Here is a 20,317-nt window from a genome sequence, read left to right as displayed (position 1 = left end):
GCTGGGCGGGCGACCTTGGAGCGGGTCGCGGACCAACCGGGTGGGGCCGGAAATGACGGGAGAACAGGTGATGACATCCTGTGGGTATACGACTTGCCGGACCCGCTCCGCGGCAGCCCGGGGGATATGTCCGGTGATGAGGAAGAAGGCCGATGAGACTCTGCTTTCTGGTGGAGGAGCGCTATCGCCACGACGGAATGCCGCAAGAGGTGATCGGTCGGCTCACCGCCTGGGGCCATAAGGTGGACGTCCTGCGGCCCGGCCGCTCCCTGATGCGGATAACCGACGCGATACAGGCCGGAAGCCATGACGCCTGGGTGCTCAAGACCGTGTCCGGCGGGCCCGGTCTGACGCTGCTGGAGGCCGCGTCCGCGGTCGGGCTCACCACCGTCAACGACGCGCGGTCCATCCGCGGGGTGCGGGACAAGGCGCTGGCGGCGGCGATCGGCCGCAGCCGTGGCCTGCCGGTACCGACGACCTACGCGGCGGCGTGTCCCGAAGCGCTCGCGGAGCTACCGGAATCGGCATTCCCGCTGGTGGTCAAGCCCGCGGACGGCAGCTCGGGGCGGGCGGTGCGGCTGGTGCCGTCGCCGGACCGGCTGGCGGCACTCGGCCCCGAACTGGCCCAGGAGGGCATGCTGATCGCCCAGCCCTATGTGCCGAACTCGGGCATCGACCTCAAGGTGTACTGCGTCGGCGGCGAGTTGTACGCGACCGAGCGCGGCTCGCCGCTCGGCCCGGACCGGGACATACGGGGACGCCGGGTCGCGCTGTCCCCCGAGGTGGCCGCGATCGCCACCGAGGTGGGCTCCGTGTACGGGCTCGATCTGTACGGGGTCGACATCCTGCTCGGGCCGGACGGCCCGGTGGTCGTCGACGTGAACGACTTCCCCAGCTTCAAGGAGGTACCGGACGCGGCGGCCCGGGTGGGACGCGCGGTGCTGGAGCTGGCCCGGCGGGGCGCGACCGGTCCCGGTGCGGCACGCGGCGCTCTGCCCGGCCCGGCCCGGGTGGCGGCGCCGGTGCCCGTGCAGCTGCCCGCGTCGGTGGGAGGTGCCGGATGAGGGTCGGTCTCATCACCGCCGACCCGGACCATCAGCTCCTCGCCGACACCGCGGCCCTGCTGACGCCTCGCCATGAGCTGGTCGCGGTCGCCCCGGAGGCCACGGCCGCGCCCGGCGAACTCGCCGACGTCTATCTGCTGAAGGCGCGTACGCCAGGCGCGCTGGCGCTGGCCCGGTCCCTGGAGGAGCGCGGCGCGCCGGTGGTGAACTCCGCGGCGGCCACGGAACTGTGCCAGGACCGGACGGCGATGGCGGCGCTCGCGCGGCGGGCGGGGCTGCCGTTCGCGGAAACCCGTACGGTCTCCGCGCTGGCCGCGCTATCCCGGTTGGACACCGCGCGGCTGGAGTACCCCGTGGTCGTCAAGAGCCGCTACAGCCGCCGCCACGATCTGGTGGCCCGGGTGGACGGCCCCGTACGCCTGGCGGAGCTTGCCGCCGCATGGCCCGACGAGCCCGTGGTGGTCCAGGACTTCACGCCCAACGACGGCTGGGACCACAAGCTGTGGGTCGTCGCGGACACGGTGTTCGCCGCACTGCGGACCTCCGAGCTGACCGTCGGCAAGGACGGCCGTCTGACGCTGCCGCTCCCCCTGGAAGATCTGCCGCCCGGGTGGCTGGATCTGGTGCGTCGGGTCGGTTCGGTGTTCGCGCTGGAGGTGTACGGGGTGGATGTACTGCGCGGCCCGGACGGCCCGGTGATCGTGGACATCAACGCGTTCCCGGGCATCCGGGGCCAGGCGGGCGCGCCGGAGGCGCTGGCAGCCCTGACGGTACGCACGGCCGCTGGTCAGCCCGCGGTCGGGGTGCCGCTCCAGAATCACTAGGGGCAACCCCCGTCCGAAAAATAGGGGTTGTAGCCGTTCGGGCCGACCCGGCAGGCTTGTCTCCGTGTGCGTGCGCGCGAGCGCACGCCGTCGAACGTCGAACCAGGGCACGAAAGGACGTCAGGTGACCGCAAACCCCACCGGCACCAGTCTGTGGATCAGGCAGTTCCATCCCGCGCCGGACGCGACGACGCGACTCGTCTGCCTGCCGCACGCCGGCGGATCGGCCTCCTACTACTTCCCCGTGTCGAAGGCACTCTCGCCGGGCGTGGACGTACTCGCCATCCAGTACCCGGGCCGCCAGGACCGGCGTAACGAGGAGTGCGTCGGCACCATCGGCGAGCTGGCCGACGCGCTGGTGCCCGAGCTGCTGCCGTACACGGACAAGCCGCTCGCGCTCTTCGGCCACAGCATGGGCGCGACGCTCGGCTTCGAGGTGGCACTCCGCCTGGAGCAGAAGGGCGTGGCGCCGGTGGCGCTGTTCGCGTCGGGGCGGCGCGCGCCGTCCGCGCACCGCGACGAGTCGGTCCATCTGCGCGACGACGACGGCCTCATCGCCGAGATGCAGTCGCTCAGCGGCACCGATTCGCAGGTTCTCGGGGACGAGGAGCTGCTGCGGATGGTGCTCCCGGCGATCCGCAGCGACTACAAGGCCGCGGAGACCTACCGGTACACACCGGGCCCCCGGCTCGCCACCCCCATCCACGTCCATGTGGGCGACAACGACCCCAAGGCAACGGTCGACGAGGCCCGCAAGTGGAGTGAGCACACCGACGGCGGGTTCGAGATGCACACGTACTCCGGTGGCCACTTCTACCTCAACAACGAGGCACCGCGGGTCATCGCGTCCATCTCGCAGACGCTGTCCGCGCTGCGGCCCTGACGCGCCCCTACGCTCCCCTGACCCGTGCTGTCGCGCACGGCGCATAGCGCTCCGCCCGCCGGTCACTCCGGCGGGCGGGCGCCCAGGACGTTGCGGGTGTAGTCCTCGGCGGCGGCTTTCAGGCCCACGTCGCCCTGGCACCGTTCGGCCAGCAGCCAGCGGTGTTCCAGCACCTCGTAGTAGATCTGCGCGGTGTCGGCCGATCCGCGCAGCTCCAGGGGGACGGTACGCACCGTCGGCCGGAACTTGTCGCGCACCCAGCGGTGGGCCAGCACCTCCGGGCGGGCGCCGAGCGGATCGCCGGGGGCGTAGTCGTCCTGGGTGGCCATCCACGCCTCCAGGTCGTTCAGCAGGCTGCGGGCCTGGTTCTCCTCCGCGTCGAGGCCGGTCAGCCGCAGCAGCTGGCGCTGGTGGTGGCCCGCGTCCACGACCTTGGGCAGGAAGGTGACGCTGTCCCCGTCGGGCGAACGCTCGATCTGCATTTCGGCCACGTCGAAGCCCAGCTCGTTCAGGCGCCGCACTCTCCGGTCGATGTAGCGGCGCTTGGCCACCGGGTAGACGGACTGCCGGGTCAGCTCGTGCCACAGCGCGGTGTACCGCTCCTCGATGGCCTGGCCGAACAGCACCGGGTCGACCGAAGGGTGCAGTGAGCCGCTGGCCTCCAGGTCCATCAGCTCCCCGGCGATGTTCACCCGGGCCACCTCCACGTCGTACGACCGCTGCCCGGTGGTGAGCTTCGGCTGGATCTGCCCGGTCTCGGCGTCCACCAGATACGCGGCGTAGGCGCCCGCGTCACGCCGGAAGAGGGTGTTCGACAGCGAACAGTCCCCCCAGGCGAATCCGGCCAGATGCAGCCGCACCAGCAGCACGGCCAGCGCGTCGAGCAGCCGCTTGATGGTGCTGGGCCGCATGGTCGTCTCGAACATCGACCGATACGGCAGCGACCCCACCAGATGGCGGGTGACCAGCACCGGCTCCAGCGGTTCACCGGCGCCGTCGGTCCGCCCCGTGACCACCGCGAGCGCGTCCACGGCCGGGATGGCGAGCCGGTCCAGGTCGCGCAGCAGCCCGTACTCGCGCACCGCCGCCCACTCCCCGACCTCCTTGACGGCGACCACCTCGCCGCCCGCCTGTGCGAACCGCACGACGTGGCGGGAGATACCGCGTGGCAGGGCGACCAGACACTCGTCCGGCCACTCCTCCAGGGGAGTGTTCCAGGGCAGATCGAGGAGAGACGCAGGCTGCTCGGGCGAGGTCGCGGTGATCTGGAGCTCCATGACATACCAGTGTGCGGTACGGGTGAGCGATACGGGTGGGCGGTAGGGGTGTGCGACCGGGGGCGATACGGGTGAGCGTTCCGGGTGGGCGATCCGGTGGGCGCCATCTCGACACACGTACCGGCTTCCGGTTGCCTTTCGAAGTGGAAACAGGAAACAACACGGATCGCCTTGCCTGCTCATGACCGCTGCACCACGCTGACTTGCGGTGACTCACAGCTGCTCGGCAGGGCATAACGGAGGTACATGTGCTCGAGCAACGTCACCGGTTCGGTCAGGAACTCCGCAGGCTGCGGCTGGCCGGCGGGTTCACGCTCGACCGGCTGGCCGGGTCGGTCCACTACAGCAAGGGCCAGCTCAGCAAGGTGGAGCGCGGGCTGAAGGTCCCGAGCCCGGAACTGGCCCGGCTCTGCGACGCCGCGCTCGGCGCCGGGGGCGAGCTGGCCGCCCTGGTCCCGTTGCGGCCTTCGGAAGCGGACACCACAGAGGAGACCCACGGTGACGAAGAGGTGTGGCTGATGCACCTGTCGGCAGACAGGCCGAGCTGGTTCCAGCCCATGGACCGGCGGCAGGTGATGACGGCGGGGGCCGCCTCGGCGGTACGCCTGGGCCTCGGCCCCTCCCCGGCCCCGTCCGGGACCGAGGGCGCCTCGCTGCTGGAGGTGTCCCGGTCGCTGTTCGACCAGTACCGGCGGCTCGGGCAGACCGTGAGCCCGTCGTTCGTGCTCCCCGCGCTGATCGCCCAGACCCACACCCTGCGCGAGCTGTCGCGCGGGGCCGGTACCCGCACCCGTCAGGGCCTGCTGCGGCTCGCCTCCCGGTACGCGGAGTACATCGGCTGGCTGACGCAGGAGTCGGGCGACGAGCAGGCCGCCCTGTGGTGGACGCGGCGCGCCGTCGATCTGGCCGCCGCCGGCGGGGACGAGGATCTCGCGGCGTACGCCCTGGTGCGCCGCGCGCTGATCACGCTGTACCGCCAGGACGCCGCGCAGACCGTCGGCCTGGCCCGACAGGCGCAGAGCGGCACGCTCCCGCCCCGCATCCACGGCCTGGCCGCCCAGCGCGAAGCGCAGGGCCACGCGCTGGACGGGGACTACGACGCGTGCATGCGGTCCGCAAGGACGAGGCGGTGTGGGAGCACGAGCGGAAGTACGAGCAGAACCGGCGCGCGTATCTGGGCACGGATGTGCTGCGGGACACCGGAAGCGCCGTCGTCTGGTGGCTCGCCCGGAACGACGACCAGGTCGAGAAGACGGTGAAGGACCTGGGCCTGCTCGCCCAGCTCACCTCCGCCGCGAACAACGCGGACGTCCCCGCGCAGTTCCAGCACCTGGTCCCGTATCCGCTCCCCCAGCCCGCGCCGTACGAGCAGAACGGCCACGCACCCGCGCCCTTGCCCCTGCCGGAGATCGCGGCGTCGGCCGGGGACCACTTCGCGGCCCTGCTGGACGCCATGGGGCTCGCCGAGGACGACCCCCGATGCGCCCTGTTCGCCCGGCAGATGGCCCATACCGCGGCGTCCTACGCAGCGCCGGAGGCCGGGGAGGAGCTGCTCACACGGTTCGACACGCCCGCCCCGGCGCCGGAGACCGTCGATCCGGATGCCGCTGCTCCGGACGCCGCCGATCCGGACGCCTTCGACGGCGCTCCGGACGGGGCCGAACGGGAGGCGGAGGGACAGCGCACTCCCTGACCCGCCGCCCGCCCTGAGCGCCATGTCCGTTTTCCGCCAGCGCACCGCCCTGGGGATGGCGCACAGTGGGGGTGTGATGAGCGAAGACAGCATGTACGAGGCGGTGTGCAGCCGTGATGCGCGCTTCGACGGCGAATTCTTCTTCGCCGTCGCCACCACCGGGATCTACTGCCGCCCGAGCTGCCCGGCGACCACGCCCCACCGCAAGAACGTGCGCTTCCTCCCGACCGCGGCCGCGGCGCAGGGCGGGGGGTTCCGGGCCTGCCGCCGCTGCCGTCCCGACGCGGTGCCCGGCTCCGCCGAGTGGAACGCGCGGGCGGACGCCGTCGGGCGGGCGATGCGGATGATCGGTGACGGCGTGGTCGACCGGGAGGGCGTGGCCGGGCTGGCGGCGCGGCTGGGCTACAGCGCCCGGCAGGTGCAGCGGCAGCTGGGCGCCGAGCTGGGGGCCGGGCCCGTCGCACTGGCCCGCGCCCAGCGCGCCCACACCGCGCGGATACTGCTGCAGACGACCGACCTACAGGCCGCCGAGATCGCGTTCGCGGCGGGGTTCGCCAGTGTGCGGCAGTTCAACGACACCATCCGGGAGATCTACGCCGCCACCCCGACCGAGCTGCGCGCCGCCCGCCCGGGCCGGGCCACCCGGTTCGGGCCGGTGGGGCGGCGGGTGCCGGGGGCCACCACGTCCGGGGTGCCGCTGCGGCTCGCCTACCGCGGCCCGTACGCCACCGCGGAGGTGTTCGGCTATCTGGCCCGCCGCGCCCTCACCGGCATGGAGGAGGTCGTGGGTGCCCCCGGCGACCGCACGTACCGCCGCACTCTGCGGCTGCCGCACGGCTGCGGTGTCGTGGAGGTCGACGAACGCCCCGGCGACGGGTGGCTGGAGTGTCGGCTGCACCTGACCGAGCTGCGCGATCTGACCACCGCGAGCCAGCGGATTCGCCGCCTGTTCGACCTGGACGCCGATCCGTACGCGGTCGCCGAGCGGCTGGGCGCCGACCCCGCACTGGCGCCCCTGGTGGCGGCGCGGCCCGGGCTGCGCTCGCCGGGCGCCGCCGACGCGCATGAGCTGGCCGTCCGCGCCGTACTCGGCCAGCAGGTGTCGGTCGCCGCGGGGCAGCGGCTGGGCAACGCCCTGGTCGCCGCGTACGGCACGCCCCTCACGGAGCCCAGCGGCGGGCTCACCCATCTCTTCCCGGGCGCCGACGACCTCGCCGACAGCCCGCTCACGGACCTCGGCATGCCGGAGAGCAGGCGCGCGACCCTGCGCACGCTGGCCACCGCGCTCGCCACGGGCGCGGTACGCCTCGACACCGGCGCCGACCGCGACCGGACCGAGAAGGAGCTGCTGGCGCTGCGCGGCATCGGCCCGTGGACGGCCGGTTACATCCGGATGCGGGCGCTGGGCGACCCGGACGTCCTGCTGGAAGGGGACGTCGCGGTACGGGCCGGGGTGCGCCGCGCCGGGGCGTTCCTGGAGGACTCCGAGGGCTGGCGGCCGTGGCGTTCGTACGCCATGCACCACTTCTGGAACACGCCGGAGACCACCCTTTGACCACACAAGCTTGTGAACGCGCGAGAACACGCGAGGACACGCAAGAAAAGGACAGGGCCATGACCCCCAGCACGACACACACGTCAGACACAACAGACACGACATACACGACGATCGACAGCCCCCTGGGCGAACTGCTGCTGGTGGGCGCCCCGTCCGCCACCGCCACCGGCGGCACCGCGCTGTCCTCCCTCTCGGTGCCCCAGCAGACCGGCGGGGCCACGGTGCGGGACGACTGGCGGCGCGACGACGCGGCGTTCACCGAGATCGTGGACCAGCTGAGGTCGTACTTCGCGGGCGAGCTGACCCGCTTCGACCTCGAATTCGTCCCCGGCGGGTCGGCGTTCCAGCAGCGGGTGTGGCAGGCCCTGGAGGCGATTCCGTACGGCACGACCGTCAGCTACGGCCACATCGCCGAGCGGGCCGGTGCCTCACGCGCCGCCGTCCGCGCCGTGGGCACCGCGATCGGGCGCAACCCGCTGCTGGTCGTACGGCCGTGCCACCGCGTCATCGGCGCGAACGGCTCGCTGACCGGTTACGCGGGCGGCCTGGAGCGCAAGGAGCGGCTGCTGCACCTGGAGGGCGCCACGGCCGGGAACCGATGGACGCCCTGATCCCCCGGCTGCGCGTGGCGCCCGGCGCGGTCCACGTCCCCGGCTGGCTCACCCCCGACGAGCAGCGCGAGCTGGTGGCGGCGTGCCGCGCCTGGGCCACCGGCCCGGTGCCCATCCGGCACACCAGGCTGCCGAACGGCGGCGTGATGTCCGTGCGGACGGTGTGCGTCGGCTGGCACTGGCAGCCCTACCGCTACACCCGCACCGCGGACGATGTGAACGGCGCGCCCGTGGCCCCGTTCCCGCACTGGCTGGTCACGCTGGGCCGCCGCGCGCTGGCCGACGCGTACGAGGATGAGACGGCCGGGGACGGCTACAGCCCCGACACCGCGCTGATCAACTTCTATGACGGCCAGGCCAGGATGGGCATGCACCAGGACAAGGACGAGCGGTCCGGCGCCCCCGTCGTCTCCTTCACCATCGGTGACAGCTGCGTCTTCCGGTTCGGCAACACCGAGACCCGTACAAGGCCGTACACCGATGTCGAACTCGCCTCCGGCGACCTGTTCGTCTTCGGCGGCCCGTCCCGCTACGCGTACCACGGAGTGCCCAGGATCCACCCGCACACGGGCGATCCGGCGACGGGCCTCGCGACGGGACGGCTGAACATCACCCTGCGGGAAACCGGCCTGCCCGAGGGCTCCGGCGCCTGATCCGCAGCTCGGACACGTAACCCGCGCCGACGATCAGCAGCGCGGCGGCCAGCAGGAGAGACAGGGTCGCCCAGTTCATCCACACGTAGCCGGGATCGCTGGGGTAGGCGGTGCCGTCGTCCCGGACGCAGTCGAAGCGCAGGGGCAGATAGGAAGACCGGTAGTGGGAGAGGTGCTGGACCGTTTCCGCCGCGAAGCCATCACGGCATGCCGGAGCCGGACTTGAGTCCGCTCCGTTGTCGGTCTCCCACTCGGACGACAGAACAGCGAAGAGTCCCAGCGAATAGATGGATGCCGCCGCGAAGGCGGCCAGCCCCGCGGCACGCCGCATCAGGTGGACCAGCCAGGGCTGGGGCCGACCCGGAAACGCCATGGCGACGGTCCCGAGCAGGGCTATCAGTGCGCCGATGGCACACGTTGCGGAGATGCCGAGGCCCACGATCACGCCTGCGCCTCCGGCCGTCCGGGGAGTGGGGAGGTATACATCCGGCAACCCCACCAGGTCCGGACCCGCCGGGCTGTGGTGGAAGCCATACCTCCCGTAACAGCGCTGTCACAGGAGCTGGCTTCACAGGGGCTGTGAGGGGCTAGTTGGAGGCGAGGCGGCGGGCTCTGCGCAGGCCGGCGGTGACGTCCGCGAGGGTGGCGCAGTCCGTCACCGCCGCTCCGGCGGGCAGGACCAGGTCCGTCGGGGGCCTGCGGGTGGCGACGGCGTCGGCGAGGTCGGACAGGCCGGCGCGCAGCCGGGCGGTCAGTTCCGCGTCGGGGTACGGCGCGCCCTGGTCGAGCCGGACACCGCATGCGGTGGCGGCGTCCACGATCTCCTCCAGCGCCGAGACCACCGGCGCCCAGGCCGCCAAGTCCCTTCCGAACGGCGGGTGTTCGGCGCTCGCGACCTCCACCGAGCGGCGCGCGTCGGCCAGTGCGCGGTAGGCCTCGCGGCGCAGGCGGAGCCGTTCCGCGTAGGGCGCTTCGGCGGTCAGCACCCGGTCCAGGTGGTCGCGGGTGGCGTGGACGGCGAGGGAGAGCCGGACGGACACCTGGGCGCGCGGGCCGCCGAGTCCGGGCAGGGCGCCCGCGGCGAGCACCACCACGCAGGCGAGCAGGGTGTCGATGAGCCGGGTGTAGCCGGGGTCGGTGTCGCCGCCGAGGTAGACGAGGGAGAGCAGCAGCGGGGTGAGCACCGCCGTCTGCAGCGCGAAGTGGCGTACGGAGACGGGGATGAGCGCGGCGCACACCGCCGCCACCGCGACCGGCCACAGCCCGGCCACCCCGGTGGCCTGGCCGAGCAGCGTGGCGAGCACGCCGAAGACGGCCACGCCCAGCGCGGTGCCGAAGGCACGGGAGAGTGCGCGCGAGACCAGCGGGCCCATATCGGGCTTGACCAGGAAGGTGGCGGTGGCCGGGAGCCAGTACCAGTGGTCGCCCGGCAGCGAGCGCGCGAGCACGGTGGACACGCCGACGCACAGGGCGACCCGGGCCGCGTACTCCCGTCCGGCCGCGCCGCGCATCCGGCGCAGCCGCTGCCGGAAGTCGGGTCCGACGGCGCCGACCGGGGGCGCGGGTTCGCCGTCGAAGACGCGGGCGGCGAGCAGCACCGCACGGTGTACGGCGATGCTGCCCGCGGTGCTGGGTACGGGGGCGGGGAGGCGCCCCGGGGGCAGGCCGGTGCGTACCGAGCGGGCGAGCTGGGCGGGGGTGCGGGCGACCCGGTCGGGCAGGGGCTCGTTCTCCCACAGCAGGGTCAGCGCCGCTTCGCTCAGCCCTCCGGCCACCGCGAGCCGGTCCCGCAGCCGCCGTTCCTCTTCGTCGGGGCGCTGCCAGGGGAGGCGGTGGCCGTAGAGGGCTTCGTACGCGGCGTCGTACGCGGAGGTCAGTCTGCGCCGCGCGGGCTGAGCGCCCTCGGTGCCGACGACCGTCATCAGGTCGCCGAGCGCGTCGTACACGGCGGCCACCGCGCCGCGTTCGTCGGGCCCGGGGGCGGCCGCCGGGCGGAACCGGAGGACCAGGGGCAGCAGCGAGGCCATCACGATGACCCAGGTGGCGCCGACGAGCAGCATCCCCGCGCGCATCGGCGGGGGCTCGGGCAGCGGCATACCGGCGCCCACCACGGCGAGCACCATCAGTTGCACCCCGGCCGCCGAGCAGACCGGGCCGACGGCGCTGAGGGCGCCGGAGACGAGCCCGACGGTGGCCAGCGCGAGGGCGATCCACGGACCGAGTCCGAGCGTGCCGAACGAGGCTCCCGCGAAGAGGCCGAGCGCTCCCGCGAGGGCCGGAACCCCGATGCGTACCTTGCGGGTGCGGCGGGTGGCCGGGCGGTCGTTGATGTGCGCGAACATCGCGCCGAGGCCCGCGGTCACCCCGGCGGGGGTGTTGCCGGTGGCCACTCCCGCCGCCACCACCGGTCCCACACCGAGCGCTCCGCGCAGCACCGCCGGCCAGGGCACGGGGCCACGCAGCCCCCGCATCCCGCGCAGGGGGTGCGTCAGCCAGTCGGGCAGGACGAGAAGCGCGCGCAAGGAACCTCCGTAGATCCGGGGCGGTGTGATCGGTGCGATCGGTGCGATCGTGATCGATGTGATCGGTGCGATCGGTTACGGTTCCCGACCGTACGTGAGCCGGGCGGACCTTACGTAACCTGTACGTTTCCGCCATGTGAGCCGTGGACGGTTGACAACCGCCGATGCCGGGGCATGTGGCCGCAGGCCGGGCGGCGGAGGCCGGGACCACCGCGCCGATGCTCGTCGATGACCTGCTGCTTTTGCATTTTGACCGGGTTTATTCGTAACGCTTATCCGTTCGTGCACATGCCAGGCTCATATGTGACTCACATTGGCCATCTTTGAACTGAGCGTGTTGTGCTGTGCACACAAGGCCAACTAGCCTCCGTGTCGCCGCTTGCAGAACGATCGTTTACCAACGGGCTCACCTGATGAGCGCGTTCCCCGCTGCTCCGGCAGCCCCGCATCGCCCGGCCCGACACCCCAAGCGTGGAGAACTCCGTGCACGTGACGTTAGATCAGGACAGATGCGTGGCCTCGGGCCAGTGCGTGCTCGCCGCCCCGGAGGTGTTCGACCAGCGCGACGACGACGGTGTGGCCGTCCTGCTCGACGACCTTCCGCCGAGCGGACTGCACGGCGAGGTGCGCCGGGCCGCCGCCGTCTGCCCCGGCCTGGCGATCGCCCTGGCCGAGTCGTGAGCAGCCCGGGAAACGTGGTCATCGTGGGCGCCTCGGTGGCCGGGCTCACCACCGCGGTCACACTGCGCTCCCTGGGCTACGGCGGGCGGCTCACCCTGATCGGCGACGAGCCGCACACCCCCTACAACCGGCCGCCGCTGTCCAAGCAGATCCTGGCGGGCACCTGGGAGCACGACCGGATCAAGCTCCGTACGGACGAGGAACTGGACGCGCTCGACGCGGAACTGCTCTTCGGCAGGTCCGCCACCGGGCTCGACACCGTCCGGGAGCGGGTGCTGCTGGACGGCGGCGACAGCGTCCCCTACGACTCCCTGGTCATCGCCACCGGTGTCACCCCGCGCAGTCTGCCCGACGCCCACCACCTGGCCGGGGTGCATCTGCTGCGCACCCTCGACGACGCGCTCGCCCTGCGCGCCGATCTCCAGCGCAGGCCCACGGTGGCAGTGGTCGGCGCCGGGTTCCTGGGCGCCGAGGCCGCCGCGGCCGCCCGCCGGATGGGGCTCGACGTCACCATGATCGACCCGCGTCCGGTGCCGATGCGCCGCCAGTTCGGCGACCGGATCGCGGGGCTGGTCGGGCAGTTGCACCGGGACAACGGTGTGTCCATGCGCTGCGGCACCGGGGTGACCAGGTTCCTGTCCGCCGGTGGCCATGTCACCGGGCTGGAGCTGACCGACGGAGCGGTGCTCGACGCCGACCTCGTCGTGGTCGCCATCGGCGCGGACCCGTCGGTCGGCTGGCTGACCGGGTCCGGGCTGGGCCTGAACAACGGCGTGGAGTGCGACGCCGCCTGCCGGGCCGCTCCGGGCGTCTACGCGGCCGGTGACGTCGCCTCCTGGTACAACGAACACTTCGGCGCCCGCATGCGGCTGGAGCACCGGCTGAACGCGACCGAGCAGGCCCAGGCCGTCGCCCGTAATCTGCTCGGCGACGACCTGCCGTTCGCTCCCGTACCGTACTTCTGGACCGCCCAGTACGACGCCCACATCCAGGCGTACGGCGTCTTTCCGGCCGACGCCGAACTCGCCGTACTCCACGGCGAGCTGGACAACCGCCACTTCGTGGTCGCCTACGGCCATCGGGGACGGGTGGTGGGGGTACTGGGCTGGAACAGCCCGCGTGAAGTGCTCAAACTCCGCCAACTGGTGGCCGACAAGGCGGCCTGGTCGTCGATCGAGGGCAGCGCACCCCTGGTGGGAGCGCTCGTGGGGGCCTTCGGTCCGGGCGGGTGATCCGGCTGGGCAGCTGATCCGGCCGGGCGGGTTGCCCGGCCCGGGCGGGCGGCGTGGCCGACACCTCCCGGTCAGCCACCGGTGACCGCGGCGTCACGTTTCGGCCATACGTCACGGCGAGTATGGGGCGGGTGCTGGTCCGTCGTGTTCTCGTCCAAGGTGTCGCCATCGCTCCGCACCACTGTCGGCTTCTCGGGTTCGCGGGCTCGGTCGCCCTCGCCGCGGGTGGCGCGACGGCCGGAGCGCTGCCCGTGGGGGATGCCCTCACCCCGGACTCCGGAAGAGCCGCGCTCGGCCTGATCAGCACCTACTTCGGGCTGGTGCTGCTGGTCGCGGCCTGGTGGTGGCTGGGGCGTGAGGTGCGCGGCCCGCGGCCGCCCGGCGTCCGCAGCCTGCTGGTGACGCTCGCCGCCTGGGCGGCCCCGCTGCTGCCCACTCCCCCGCTGTTCAGCCGGGACGTGTACAGCTACCTCGCCCAGGGCGCGATGGTGCACGCGAACATCGACGTCTACACCCATGGCCCAGTACGGCTCGGCGGACCGATCGCGGCCGAAGTGGCGCCGGTGTGGCAGCACACACCCACCCCGTACGGCCCGGTATCGCTGGCCTTCGAGAGCGCGATCGCCCACGCCTCGCGCGCCGAACTGCCCCTGGGCGTCTTCGGGTTGCGGCTGATGGCGCTGCTCGGGGTGGCGCTGATGGTGCTCGCCCTGCCCGTACTGGCCCGCCGTTGCGGCACCGACCCGGGCGCCGCGCTGTGGCTGGGCGGGCTCAACCCGCTGTTGCTGCTGCACCTGGTGGGCGGGGCGCACAACGACGCGGTGATGCTGGGGCTGCTGGGCGCCGGGCTGGTGGCCGCGACCGGCCGGTGGCCCGCCTGCGGCGCCGTCCTGGTCACGCTCGCCGCCCTGGTCAAGGCGCCCGCAGCGCTGGGGCTGCTGGCGGTGGCCTCGCTGTGGGCGCGACGGATGACGGGCCGGAGGCGGCGCGTCGGCGTCTTCCTCGCCACGGCCGCGCTGGCGCTCGTCACCACGGGCGTGGCCACGGCCGTCACCGGCACCGGCTACGGCTGGATCGGGGCGTTGTCCACCCCAGCGTCCGCCGACAACTGGGCGCTGACCAGCGCACTCGGCCGGGCCACCGGCGCCCTGCTGCACGCGGGTGGCAGCGGGCTGGCGCCGCTGGCCACCCCGGCGTGGCACGCGCTGGGGCTGCTCGCGACGGCGGTCGCGGTGGTGATCGTCTGGCTGCGGCCACCACGCCGCGGACCGCTCTACGCGCTGGGGCTGAGCCTGACGGCGGTGGCCGTGCTCGGCCCGGCGATCCGGCCCTGGTATCTGCTGTGGGGGCTGTTCCTGATCGCCGCGGCCGCGCCGAGCGGCTGGGTGCGCCGCGCGGTGGCCGGGGTGAGCGGAGTGCTCGCGCTGGCCGTGCTGCCCAGCGGCTTCGCCCCGGATTCCCGGCAGCTCACCTTCGCGATGTGCGGCGGCGCGCTGGCGCTGTGCGTGCTGTGGTGTGCGCGCTGGGCGCCGGGGTTCGCCACCGGGCCCGGGCTGGCCTCCGCCAAGGGCGCGCACTGGCCGGAGCGTTCGGCATGACAGGGCCCACCACGACCCGCGGACGGCTGCTGCTGGCGGCCGGGCTCACCACGGCCGCGGCGCTCTTCCTGGCCTTCGTGCCCCTGCACCGGGACTGGTTCGACCTGGGCGTCTACTACGGTGCCGTCGGCCAGTGGCTGCGTGACGGCCATATCTACGAATTCACCACGCCCGGGGCGGACGGGGCGGACTACGGCTTCACCTATCCCCCGTTCGCGGCCGTGTGCATGCTGCCGATGACGCTGCTGAGCTGGCCGGCGGCGGTCGGCGTCAGCATGCTGCTCAACGTGGCCGCCTCGGCGGTCGTGCTGACCTGGCTGATCGGGCCGGTGGTGCGGCGGCAGGGCTGGAACATGTGGTTCGCCTTCACCGTGGCGGCCTCGCTGTTCTCGCTGCTGGAGCCGGTCCGGGACACCTTCAGCTTCGGGCAGGTCAATCTGCTGCTGCTGGTCCTGGTGCTGCTGGACGCGCGGCTGCTGGCCTCGGGGCACGGCCGCTTCGCCGGGTTCGGGACCGGTCTTGCCGCCGCCATCAAGCTCACGCCCGCGATCTTCATCGTCTATCTCGTGGTCACCCGGCGGTGGCGCCCCGCCGCCGTCGCCACGGCCACCGCCGTGGGCGCCACGCTGCTGGCCATGTGCGCGGCGCCCGGCGCCTCCCGGGTCTACTGGACCGAGGCGCTGTGGGACACCGACCGCATCGGGGTGCTGTCGTACGTCTCGAACCAGTCCTGGGAGGGCGTGCTGGCGCGGCTCGTGGCCCCGGTGGAGCCCAGTGGGGGCGTCTGGGCGGCCGGGGTGCTGGCTCTGCTGGCGGTGTGGGCGTACCGGGTGCGGCAGGCGGCGGCCGTGGGCGACGAACCGGCGGGCTACGCCCTGACCGGGATCGCCGCGTGCCTGGTCAGCCCGATCACCTGGGTGCACCATCTGGTGTGGCTGATCCCGGCGCTCATCGTGCTCGCCGAGTCGGGGCTGCGGCCGGATACGCCACCCCAGCGGCGGCGGACACTGCTGAGGAGCGCCGCGGTGATCTACGTGATTCTGTGCAGCAGCCTGGTGTGGCTGTGGCGGTTCGACGCGACCGGCGTGACCGGCTTCCTCGGCAGCAACGCGTATGTCTGGATCTGCCTCGGGATGCTGCTGGCGCTGCCGCTACGGGAGGCAGCGCCCGATACGGTTCCGGCGCGCGCCCCGGCGCCGCGGTCGGCCCCGACCGGGCGCCCGGCGACGGGATAGGCGGAAACGATGCGACCAAGCACACCCATACGGCAGACGGCGCCCCTCCCGGGAACGGCGCCGCTCCCGGGAACGGGGCCCCTTCAGGGAACAGCGCCCGTCCAGGAGACCGCGCCGCTCAAGGGAACGGCGCCGCTCCAGGGAACCTCGTCCCTCCGGGAGACCGCGTCCCGTCCCCTGTACCGGCGGCTTCCGCTGCGCCAGATCCTGTGCCTGGTGCCGCTGGTCGCGGTCGCCGTCTGGGTGGTGCAGCACCGGTCGCTGATCGGTTCCGGTGCCCGTCAGATGCTCACCGCCGACCCGTGGTGGCTGCTGACGGCGGTCGCGACGACGGGGCTCGGCTGGGTCGCGGTGTCGTTCGCCCGGCAGGGCACGGTGCTGGAACGGCTTCCGGCCAGGCGGCTGTTCGCCACCCAGTTCGCCGCGGGCGCCGCCAACCATCTGCTGCCGTCGGGGATCGGGGCGAGCGCGGTCAACATCCGCTTCATGACGGGCTGCGGCCTGACCCCCGCCCGCTCCTCGGCCGCGCTCGCCCTGTACTTCCTGGCGGAGGCCGTCACCCGGATCGGGCTGCTGCTCGTGCTGCTCACCGCCTTCCCGGAGGCACTGCGCGTCGGCCCGCTGCTGCCGGAGCGGACCGCCGGACTGGTGGTGTGGGCGGCGGTCGCGGGGACGGTCGTCCTGGTGGCGGGGCTGCTGCTGATCCGCCGGGTGCGCCGGATGATCCGTGACTTCCTGCGCACCGCGCTGGCCGACGCCCGCTCCCTGCATCTGCGGCCGTCCCGGGCGCTGGCCCTGTGGGGCGGTTCGCTGGCGTTCCCGCTGCTCCAGGCGTCCGGTCTGGTGGCGGTGGCGCTCGCGCTGGAGCTGGACGTGTGGCCGCCGCATGTGATGCTCGCCTATCTGGCCGCCTCGGCGGTGGCCGCCGTCGTCCCGTCCCCCGGTGGCATCGGCTCGGTCGACGCGGCGCTGGTGATCGCGCTGGTCGCGGCGGGCGCCCCGGTCGCGGCCGCCACCTCCACGGTGCTCGCCTACCGCTTCATCACCCTGTGGCTTCCGCTGGTCCCGGGCGCGCTGGTGCTGGGCGCCCTGGTCCGTTCCAAAATCCTCTGATCGCCCGGGCGGCTCACGACTCGGCGCGCTGCGCGGTGAGTACGTCGTCGCGGCCGAGGCCGATACGGGTGCCGAGGGCGGAGCCGGTGCGGCCGAGGGTGCGGGCCAGCCATAGGGCGTCCTCGTGCGGGGCGCGGCCCAGCCGCATCCGCCGGGCCCGGAGAACCACCATCCGCAAGGTCAGGAGCGCGCCGGTGTCCGGCCGCAGCGTGGCGAAGTACAGCAGCCGCAGATCGTCCCGGTAGCGCTCGTAGCCTTCGATGCCCTCGTAGTCGTCGATGAGGTCGCCGCAGCCGTAGAGGACCAGCTTGTCGCGGTAGATCTCCAGGGGGCGGGGGTGGTGGGAGGAGTGGCCGTGGACGAGGTCCACGCCGCCGTCGATCAGGGCGTGGGCGAAGCGGATCTGATCCTCGGGGACGGTGTATCCCCAGTTGCCGCCCCAGTGGATCGAGACCACGGCGATGTCGCCGGGCCGCTTGAGCTGCCGTACCCGGTGGGCGAGCGCGGCGGCGTCACCGGCCGCGTACTCGGACACCAGGTCGACGCCGGACCGGTCGCCGCCCGCCGCCCAGCCGGGCGGGATGCCGCTGGAGGCGGTCCCGCAGGCGAAGACCAGGACGCGCCGGTGGTCACCGGCCGGGACGACCGCGGGGCGGCGTGCCGCCCTCACGTCCCGGCCCGCGCCCGCCACCCGGATACCGGCGGCGGCCAGGGTGTCGAGGGTGTCGTCGAGGCCGGGGCGTCCGCGGTCCAGCACATGGTTGTTCGCCAGGACGCAGACGTCGGGCCGGGCCACGGCCAGGCCGGGGAGGTTGGCGGGGCTCATCCGGTAGTGGATCTCCTTGCCGGGTGCGAACGCGCCACCGCGGGTGATGCTCGTCTCCAGGTTGACCACCCGCACATCGGGCGCCGCCCGGTCGAGCACCGGCAGCGCCTCTCCCCACGGCCAGGAGAAGCCGACCGGGCGCGGGATGGGGCCGCTCGCCTCCTCGACCAGCGCGACATAGGTCCGGGAGTCACGGATGTACGGCTCCCGCAGCGCCGGATCGCCGGGGTGGGGCAGGATCTGGTCGACACCGCGGCCGAGCATCACATCGCCGCAGAGGAACAGCGTCACCGCGTCGCCACGCATGCTTCCACGTTAATGCGCCGCCCGAACGCGCTGCCCGTCGGGAATGTCGCGTCCAAGGTTCAACCAGGCTTTTCCGCCGTTTCTTCCGCATGCCGTTGTAGACGTCGGCCGGGCGGAAGACACTGCCCCGGTTGCCCGCTCCACTTCGGACGCCACAGGAGACCGGATTCTCATGACATCGATGGACCGTCGAAGATTCATGCAACTGGCCGGTACCACCAGCGCCATGTCCCTGCTGTCCACGAGCATCGCGCGCGCCGCGGAGATACCGGCGAACCGCCGCACCGGCAGCCTGCGCGACGTGGAGCACATCGTGGTCCTGATGCAGGAGAACCGCTCCTTCGACCACTACTTCGGCACTCTGCGCGGGGTCCGGGGGTTCGGCGATCCGCGGCCGGTGAGCCTTCCCGGCGGCAAGCCGGTGTGGCACCAGTCCGACGGGACGAAGGACATCCTGCCGTTCCGGCCCGACGCCGACGACCTGGGCCTGCAGTTCCTCCGGGACCTCCCGCACGGCTGGGGCGACACCCACGCCGCGCTCAACGACGGCGCGTATGACAAGTGGGTGCCCGCCAAGTCGGCCACGACGATGGCGTACCTCACCCGTGAGGACATCCCGTTCCACTACGCGCTGGCCGACGCGTTCACCATCTGCGACGCGTACCACTGCTCGTTCCTGGGCTCCACCGACCCCAACCGCTACTACATGTGGACCGGTTACACCGGCAACGACGGGACGGGCGGCGGCCCGGTGCTCGACAACGCGGAGGCCGGATACGGCTGGACGACGTACCCGGAGCGGCTGGAGAAGGCCGGGGTCTCCTGGAAGATCTACCAGGACATCGGCGACGGTCTGGACGCCAAGGGCGGCTGGGGCTGGATCGAGGACGCCTTCCGGGGCAACTACGGCGACAACTCGCTGCTGTACTTCGACCAGTACCGCAGCGCCACGCCCGGCAGCCCGCTCCACGACAAGGCCCGCACCGGCACCGACGCCCGGAAGGGCGAGGGCTACTTCGACCGGCTGAAGGCGGACGTGAAGGCCGGGACGCTGCCCCAGGTGTCCTGGATCGCGGCGCCCGAGGCGTTCACCGAGCACCCCAACTGGCCCGCGAACTACGGCGCCTGGTACGTGGCCCAGGTGCTGGACGCGCTGACCTCGAACCCCGAGGTGTGGAGCCGGACGGCGCTGCTCCTCACCTACGACGAGAACGACGGCTTCTTCGACCACATCGTGCCGCCGTACGCCCCCTCCCCCGGGCGCGGCGCGTCGACCGTGACCACCTCCGGCGAGCTGTTCCCCGGCTCCTCCTCGCAAGGGCCCGGTCCGTACGGGCTGGGGCAGCGGGTCCCGATGCTCGTGGTGTCGCCGTGGAGCAAGGGCGGCTATGTGTGCTCGCAGACCCTGGACCACACCTCGATCCTGCGCTTCATCGAGCGGCGGTTCGGCGTCGAGGAGCCCCACATCTCGCCGTGGCGGCGCGCGGTGTGCGGCGATCTGACGGCGGCGTTCGACTTCGGACGCACCGACCCGAGCATGCCGTCCATGCCGGACACCAGCGGCTACCTCCCCAAGGACCACAACCGGCACCCCGACTACGTGCCCACGGTCCCCGCCGAGCCCGCCCTGCCCCGGCAGGAGTCCGGACGGCGCCCCACCCGGCCGCTGCCGTACGACCTGTCCGCCGACGCCACCGCGGGCGGCGGCACCCTGCGCGTCGACTTCGCCAGCCACGGCCGGGCGGGCGCCCACTTCCACGTCACCTCCTCAAGCCATCCGGGAGGCCCGTGGGGGTACACCGTCGAGGCGGGCAAGCGGCTGTCCGGTGAGTGGAGGGCGGCGCCGGGCACGAACGGCTACGACATCGAGGTGCACGGCCCGGACGGCTTCCTGCGGCGCTTCGCGGGGGAGCTCACGGGCACGGGCCCGCAGGTGAACGCGCGGCACGACGGCAGGACCGGGCAGCTGCGGCTGACCCTCACCAACCCGGGCCGCACCACGGTGCGGCTCACCGTCCAGGACGGCCATCTGGACGGGCAGTCGGACACCTACCGGCTGCGCCCGGGCGCGCGGGCGACGCACACCGCGGATCTGCGCCGCAACCACCAGTGGTACGACCTGACGGTGGTCTCCGACCACGACCGCGCCTTCACGTACCGGCTCGCGGGCCATGTCGAGACGGGCCGCGCGGGGCTGAGCGACCCCGGGCTCAGCCCCGGCTGAACCACCCCCTGACGCGG

The 20,317-nt window shown here is 72.9% G+C and carries 17 protein-coding genes; 13 read left to right on the top strand and 4 right to left on the bottom strand.

Annotated features, from left to right (window positions below; genetic code table 11):
* Positions 1–152 precede the first annotated feature (152 nt).
* From ABZ370_RS25590 to ABZ370_RS25580, 3 genes are all read left to right on the top strand, one after another.
* Positions 153–1,064, top strand: coding sequence for a hypothetical protein (locus ABZ370_RS25590; RefSeq protein WP_358625133.1), 912 nt, complete (start codon positions 153–155; stop codon positions 1,062–1,064).
* Positions 1,061–1,888 (top strand): alpha-L-glutamate ligase, encoded by an 828-nt coding sequence (locus tag ABZ370_RS25585; protein WP_358625131.1) that lies wholly within the window; start codon positions 1,061–1,063, stop codon positions 1,886–1,888. The genes ABZ370_RS25590 and ABZ370_RS25585 overlap by 4 nt, the downstream gene beginning before the upstream one ends.
* 124 nt (positions 1,889–2,012) lie before the next feature.
* Positions 2,013–2,771, top strand: coding sequence for an alpha/beta fold hydrolase (locus ABZ370_RS25580; RefSeq protein ID WP_358625129.1), 759 nt, complete (start codon positions 2,013–2,015; stop codon positions 2,769–2,771).
* Between the two features lie 62 nt (positions 2,772–2,833).
* Here ABZ370_RS25580 and ABZ370_RS25575 read toward each other — a convergent pair whose 3' ends face one another.
* Positions 2,834–4,048 (bottom strand): DUF4032 domain-containing protein, encoded by a 1,215-nt coding sequence (locus tag ABZ370_RS25575; RefSeq protein ID WP_358625127.1) that lies wholly within the window; start codon positions 4,046–4,048, stop codon positions 2,834–2,836.
* Positions 4,049–4,296: 248 nt separating this feature from the next.
* Between ABZ370_RS25575 and ABZ370_RS25570 the strand changes: the two genes are divergently transcribed.
* The 4 genes from ABZ370_RS25570 (at position 4,297) to ABZ370_RS25555 (ending at position 8,563) form a co-directional block, all read left to right on the top strand.
* A complete protein-coding gene (locus ABZ370_RS25570) occupies positions 4,297–5,307 on the top strand; it encodes a helix-turn-helix transcriptional regulator (protein ID WP_358625125.1) in 1,011 nt (336 codons plus the stop codon).
* Positions 5,308–5,817: 510 nt separating this feature from the next.
* Positions 5,818–7,296: an AlkA N-terminal domain-containing protein gene (locus ABZ370_RS25565; RefSeq protein ID WP_358625123.1), complete on the top strand. Its 1,479-nt coding sequence runs from the start codon at positions 5,818–5,820 to the stop codon at positions 7,294–7,296.
* Positions 7,297–7,355: 59 nt separating this feature from the next.
* Complete coding sequence (locus tag ABZ370_RS25560; protein ID WP_358625121.1) at positions 7,356–7,910, top strand: methylated-DNA--[protein]-cysteine S-methyltransferase; 555 nt, start codon at positions 7,356–7,358, stop codon at positions 7,908–7,910.
* On the top strand, positions 7,898–8,563 hold the full coding sequence (locus ABZ370_RS25555) for an alpha-ketoglutarate-dependent dioxygenase AlkB (RefSeq protein ID WP_358625119.1): 666 nt from the start codon (positions 7,898–7,900) through the stop codon (positions 8,561–8,563). The genes ABZ370_RS25560 and ABZ370_RS25555 overlap by 13 nt, the downstream gene beginning before the upstream one ends.
* Here the strand turns inward: ABZ370_RS25555 and ABZ370_RS25550 are convergent.
* Both ABZ370_RS25550 and ABZ370_RS25545 read right to left on the bottom strand, forming a co-directional pair.
* A complete protein-coding gene (locus tag ABZ370_RS25550) occupies positions 8,520–9,008 on the bottom strand; it encodes a hypothetical protein (protein WP_358625117.1) in 489 nt (162 codons plus the stop codon). The two genes, ABZ370_RS25555 and ABZ370_RS25550, sit on opposite strands and share 44 nt — an antisense overlap.
* Positions 9,009–9,150: 142 nt before the next feature.
* Complete coding sequence (locus ABZ370_RS25545; protein ID WP_358625115.1) at positions 9,151–11,085, bottom strand: FUSC family protein; 1,935 nt, start codon at positions 11,083–11,085, stop codon at positions 9,151–9,153.
* Between the two features lie 483 nt (positions 11,086–11,568).
* On the opposite strand from ABZ370_RS25545, the gene ABZ370_RS25540 reads away from it, so the two are divergent.
* The 5 genes from ABZ370_RS25540 to ABZ370_RS25520 all read left to right on the top strand — a co-directional run bounded on the left by ABZ370_RS25540 (position 11,569) and on the right by ABZ370_RS25520 (position 16,944).
* A complete protein-coding gene (locus tag ABZ370_RS25540; RefSeq protein ID WP_358625113.1) occupies positions 11,569–11,766 on the top strand; it encodes a ferredoxin in 198 nt (65 codons plus the stop codon).
* Positions 11,763–12,998 carry an FAD/NAD(P)-binding oxidoreductase gene (locus tag ABZ370_RS25535; protein WP_358625111.1) on the top strand — a complete coding sequence of 412 codons (1,236 nt, stop codon included), beginning with the start codon at positions 11,763–11,765 and terminating at the stop codon, positions 12,996–12,998. Before ABZ370_RS25540 ends, ABZ370_RS25535 begins: the two co-directional genes overlap by 4 nt.
* A gap of 122 nt (positions 12,999–13,120) precedes the next feature.
* Positions 13,121–14,596 carry a polyprenol phosphomannose-dependent alpha 1,6 mannosyltransferase MptB gene (gene mptB / locus ABZ370_RS25530; protein WP_358625109.1) on the top strand — a complete coding sequence of 492 codons (1,476 nt, stop codon included), beginning with the start codon at positions 13,121–13,123 and terminating at the stop codon, positions 14,594–14,596.
* Positions 14,593–15,831, top strand: a complete 1,239-nt coding sequence (locus ABZ370_RS25525) for a glycosyltransferase 87 family protein (RefSeq protein WP_358625107.1) — start codon at positions 14,593–14,595, stop codon at positions 15,829–15,831. Before mptB ends, ABZ370_RS25525 begins: the two co-directional genes overlap by 4 nt.
* Before the next feature lie 9 nt (positions 15,832–15,840).
* Positions 15,841–16,944 (top strand): lysylphosphatidylglycerol synthase transmembrane domain-containing protein, encoded by a 1,104-nt coding sequence (locus ABZ370_RS25520; protein ID WP_358625105.1) that lies wholly within the window; start codon positions 15,841–15,843, stop codon positions 16,942–16,944.
* 13 nt (positions 16,945–16,957) lie between these two features.
* Here the strand turns inward: ABZ370_RS25520 and ABZ370_RS25515 are convergent, their stop codons facing one another.
* Entirely contained in the window at positions 16,958–18,076 is a 1,119-nt protein-coding gene (locus ABZ370_RS25515; RefSeq protein WP_358625103.1) for a CapA family protein, read from the bottom strand.
* Between the two features lie 172 nt (positions 18,077–18,248).
* Between ABZ370_RS25515 and ABZ370_RS25510 the strand changes: the two genes are divergently transcribed.
* Complete coding sequence (locus tag ABZ370_RS25510; protein ID WP_358625101.1) at positions 18,249–20,300, top strand: phosphocholine-specific phospholipase C; 2,052 nt, start codon at positions 18,249–18,251, stop codon at positions 20,298–20,300.
* Positions 20,301–20,317: the final 17 nt, after the last annotated feature.

Origin of the sequence: Streptomyces sp. NPDC005962 (genome assembly GCF_040629205.1) — a bacterium.
Lineage (GTDB): Bacteria > Actinomycetota > Actinomycetes > Streptomycetales > Streptomycetaceae > Streptomyces.
The sequence above is the reverse complement of the archived record's forward strand: the minus strand, read 5'-3'. Positions and strand labels throughout refer to the sequence as shown.

Excerpts from the sequence above, each read along its gene's own strand:
- ABZ370_RS25520 (WP_358625105.1), top strand. The coding sequence starts at position 15,841 with ATGCGACCAAGCACACCCATACGGCAGACGGCGCCCCTCCCGGGAACG.
- mptB (WP_358625109.1), top strand. The coding sequence starts at position 13,121 with ATGGGGCGGGTGCTGGTCCGTCGTGTTCTCGTCCAAGGTGTCGCCATC.
- ABZ370_RS25525 (WP_358625107.1), top strand. The coding sequence starts at position 14,593 with ATGACAGGGCCCACCACGACCCGCGGACGGCTGCTGCTGGCGGCCGGG.
- ABZ370_RS25555 (WP_358625119.1), top strand. The coding sequence starts at position 7,898 with ATGGACGCCCTGATCCCCCGGCTGCGCGTGGCGCCCGGCGCGGTCCAC.
- ABZ370_RS25510 (WP_358625101.1), top strand. The coding sequence starts at position 18,249 with ATGACATCGATGGACCGTCGAAGATTCATGCAACTGGCCGGTACCACC.
- ABZ370_RS25575 (WP_358625127.1), bottom strand. The coding sequence starts at position 4,048 with ATGGAGCTCCAGATCACCGCGACCTCGCCCGAGCAGCCTGCGTCTCTC.
- ABZ370_RS25565 (WP_358625123.1), top strand. The coding sequence starts at position 5,818 with ATGAGCGAAGACAGCATGTACGAGGCGGTGTGCAGCCGTGATGCGCGC.
- ABZ370_RS25585 (WP_358625131.1), top strand. The coding sequence starts at position 1,061 with ATGAGGGTCGGTCTCATCACCGCCGACCCGGACCATCAGCTCCTCGCC.
- ABZ370_RS25590 (WP_358625133.1), top strand. The coding sequence starts at position 153 with ATGAGACTCTGCTTTCTGGTGGAGGAGCGCTATCGCCACGACGGAATG.
- ABZ370_RS25515 (WP_358625103.1), bottom strand. The coding sequence starts at position 18,076 with ATGCGTGGCGACGCGGTGACGCTGTTCCTCTGCGGCGATGTGATGCTC.
- ABZ370_RS25560 (WP_358625121.1), top strand. The coding sequence starts at position 7,356 with ATGACCCCCAGCACGACACACACGTCAGACACAACAGACACGACATAC.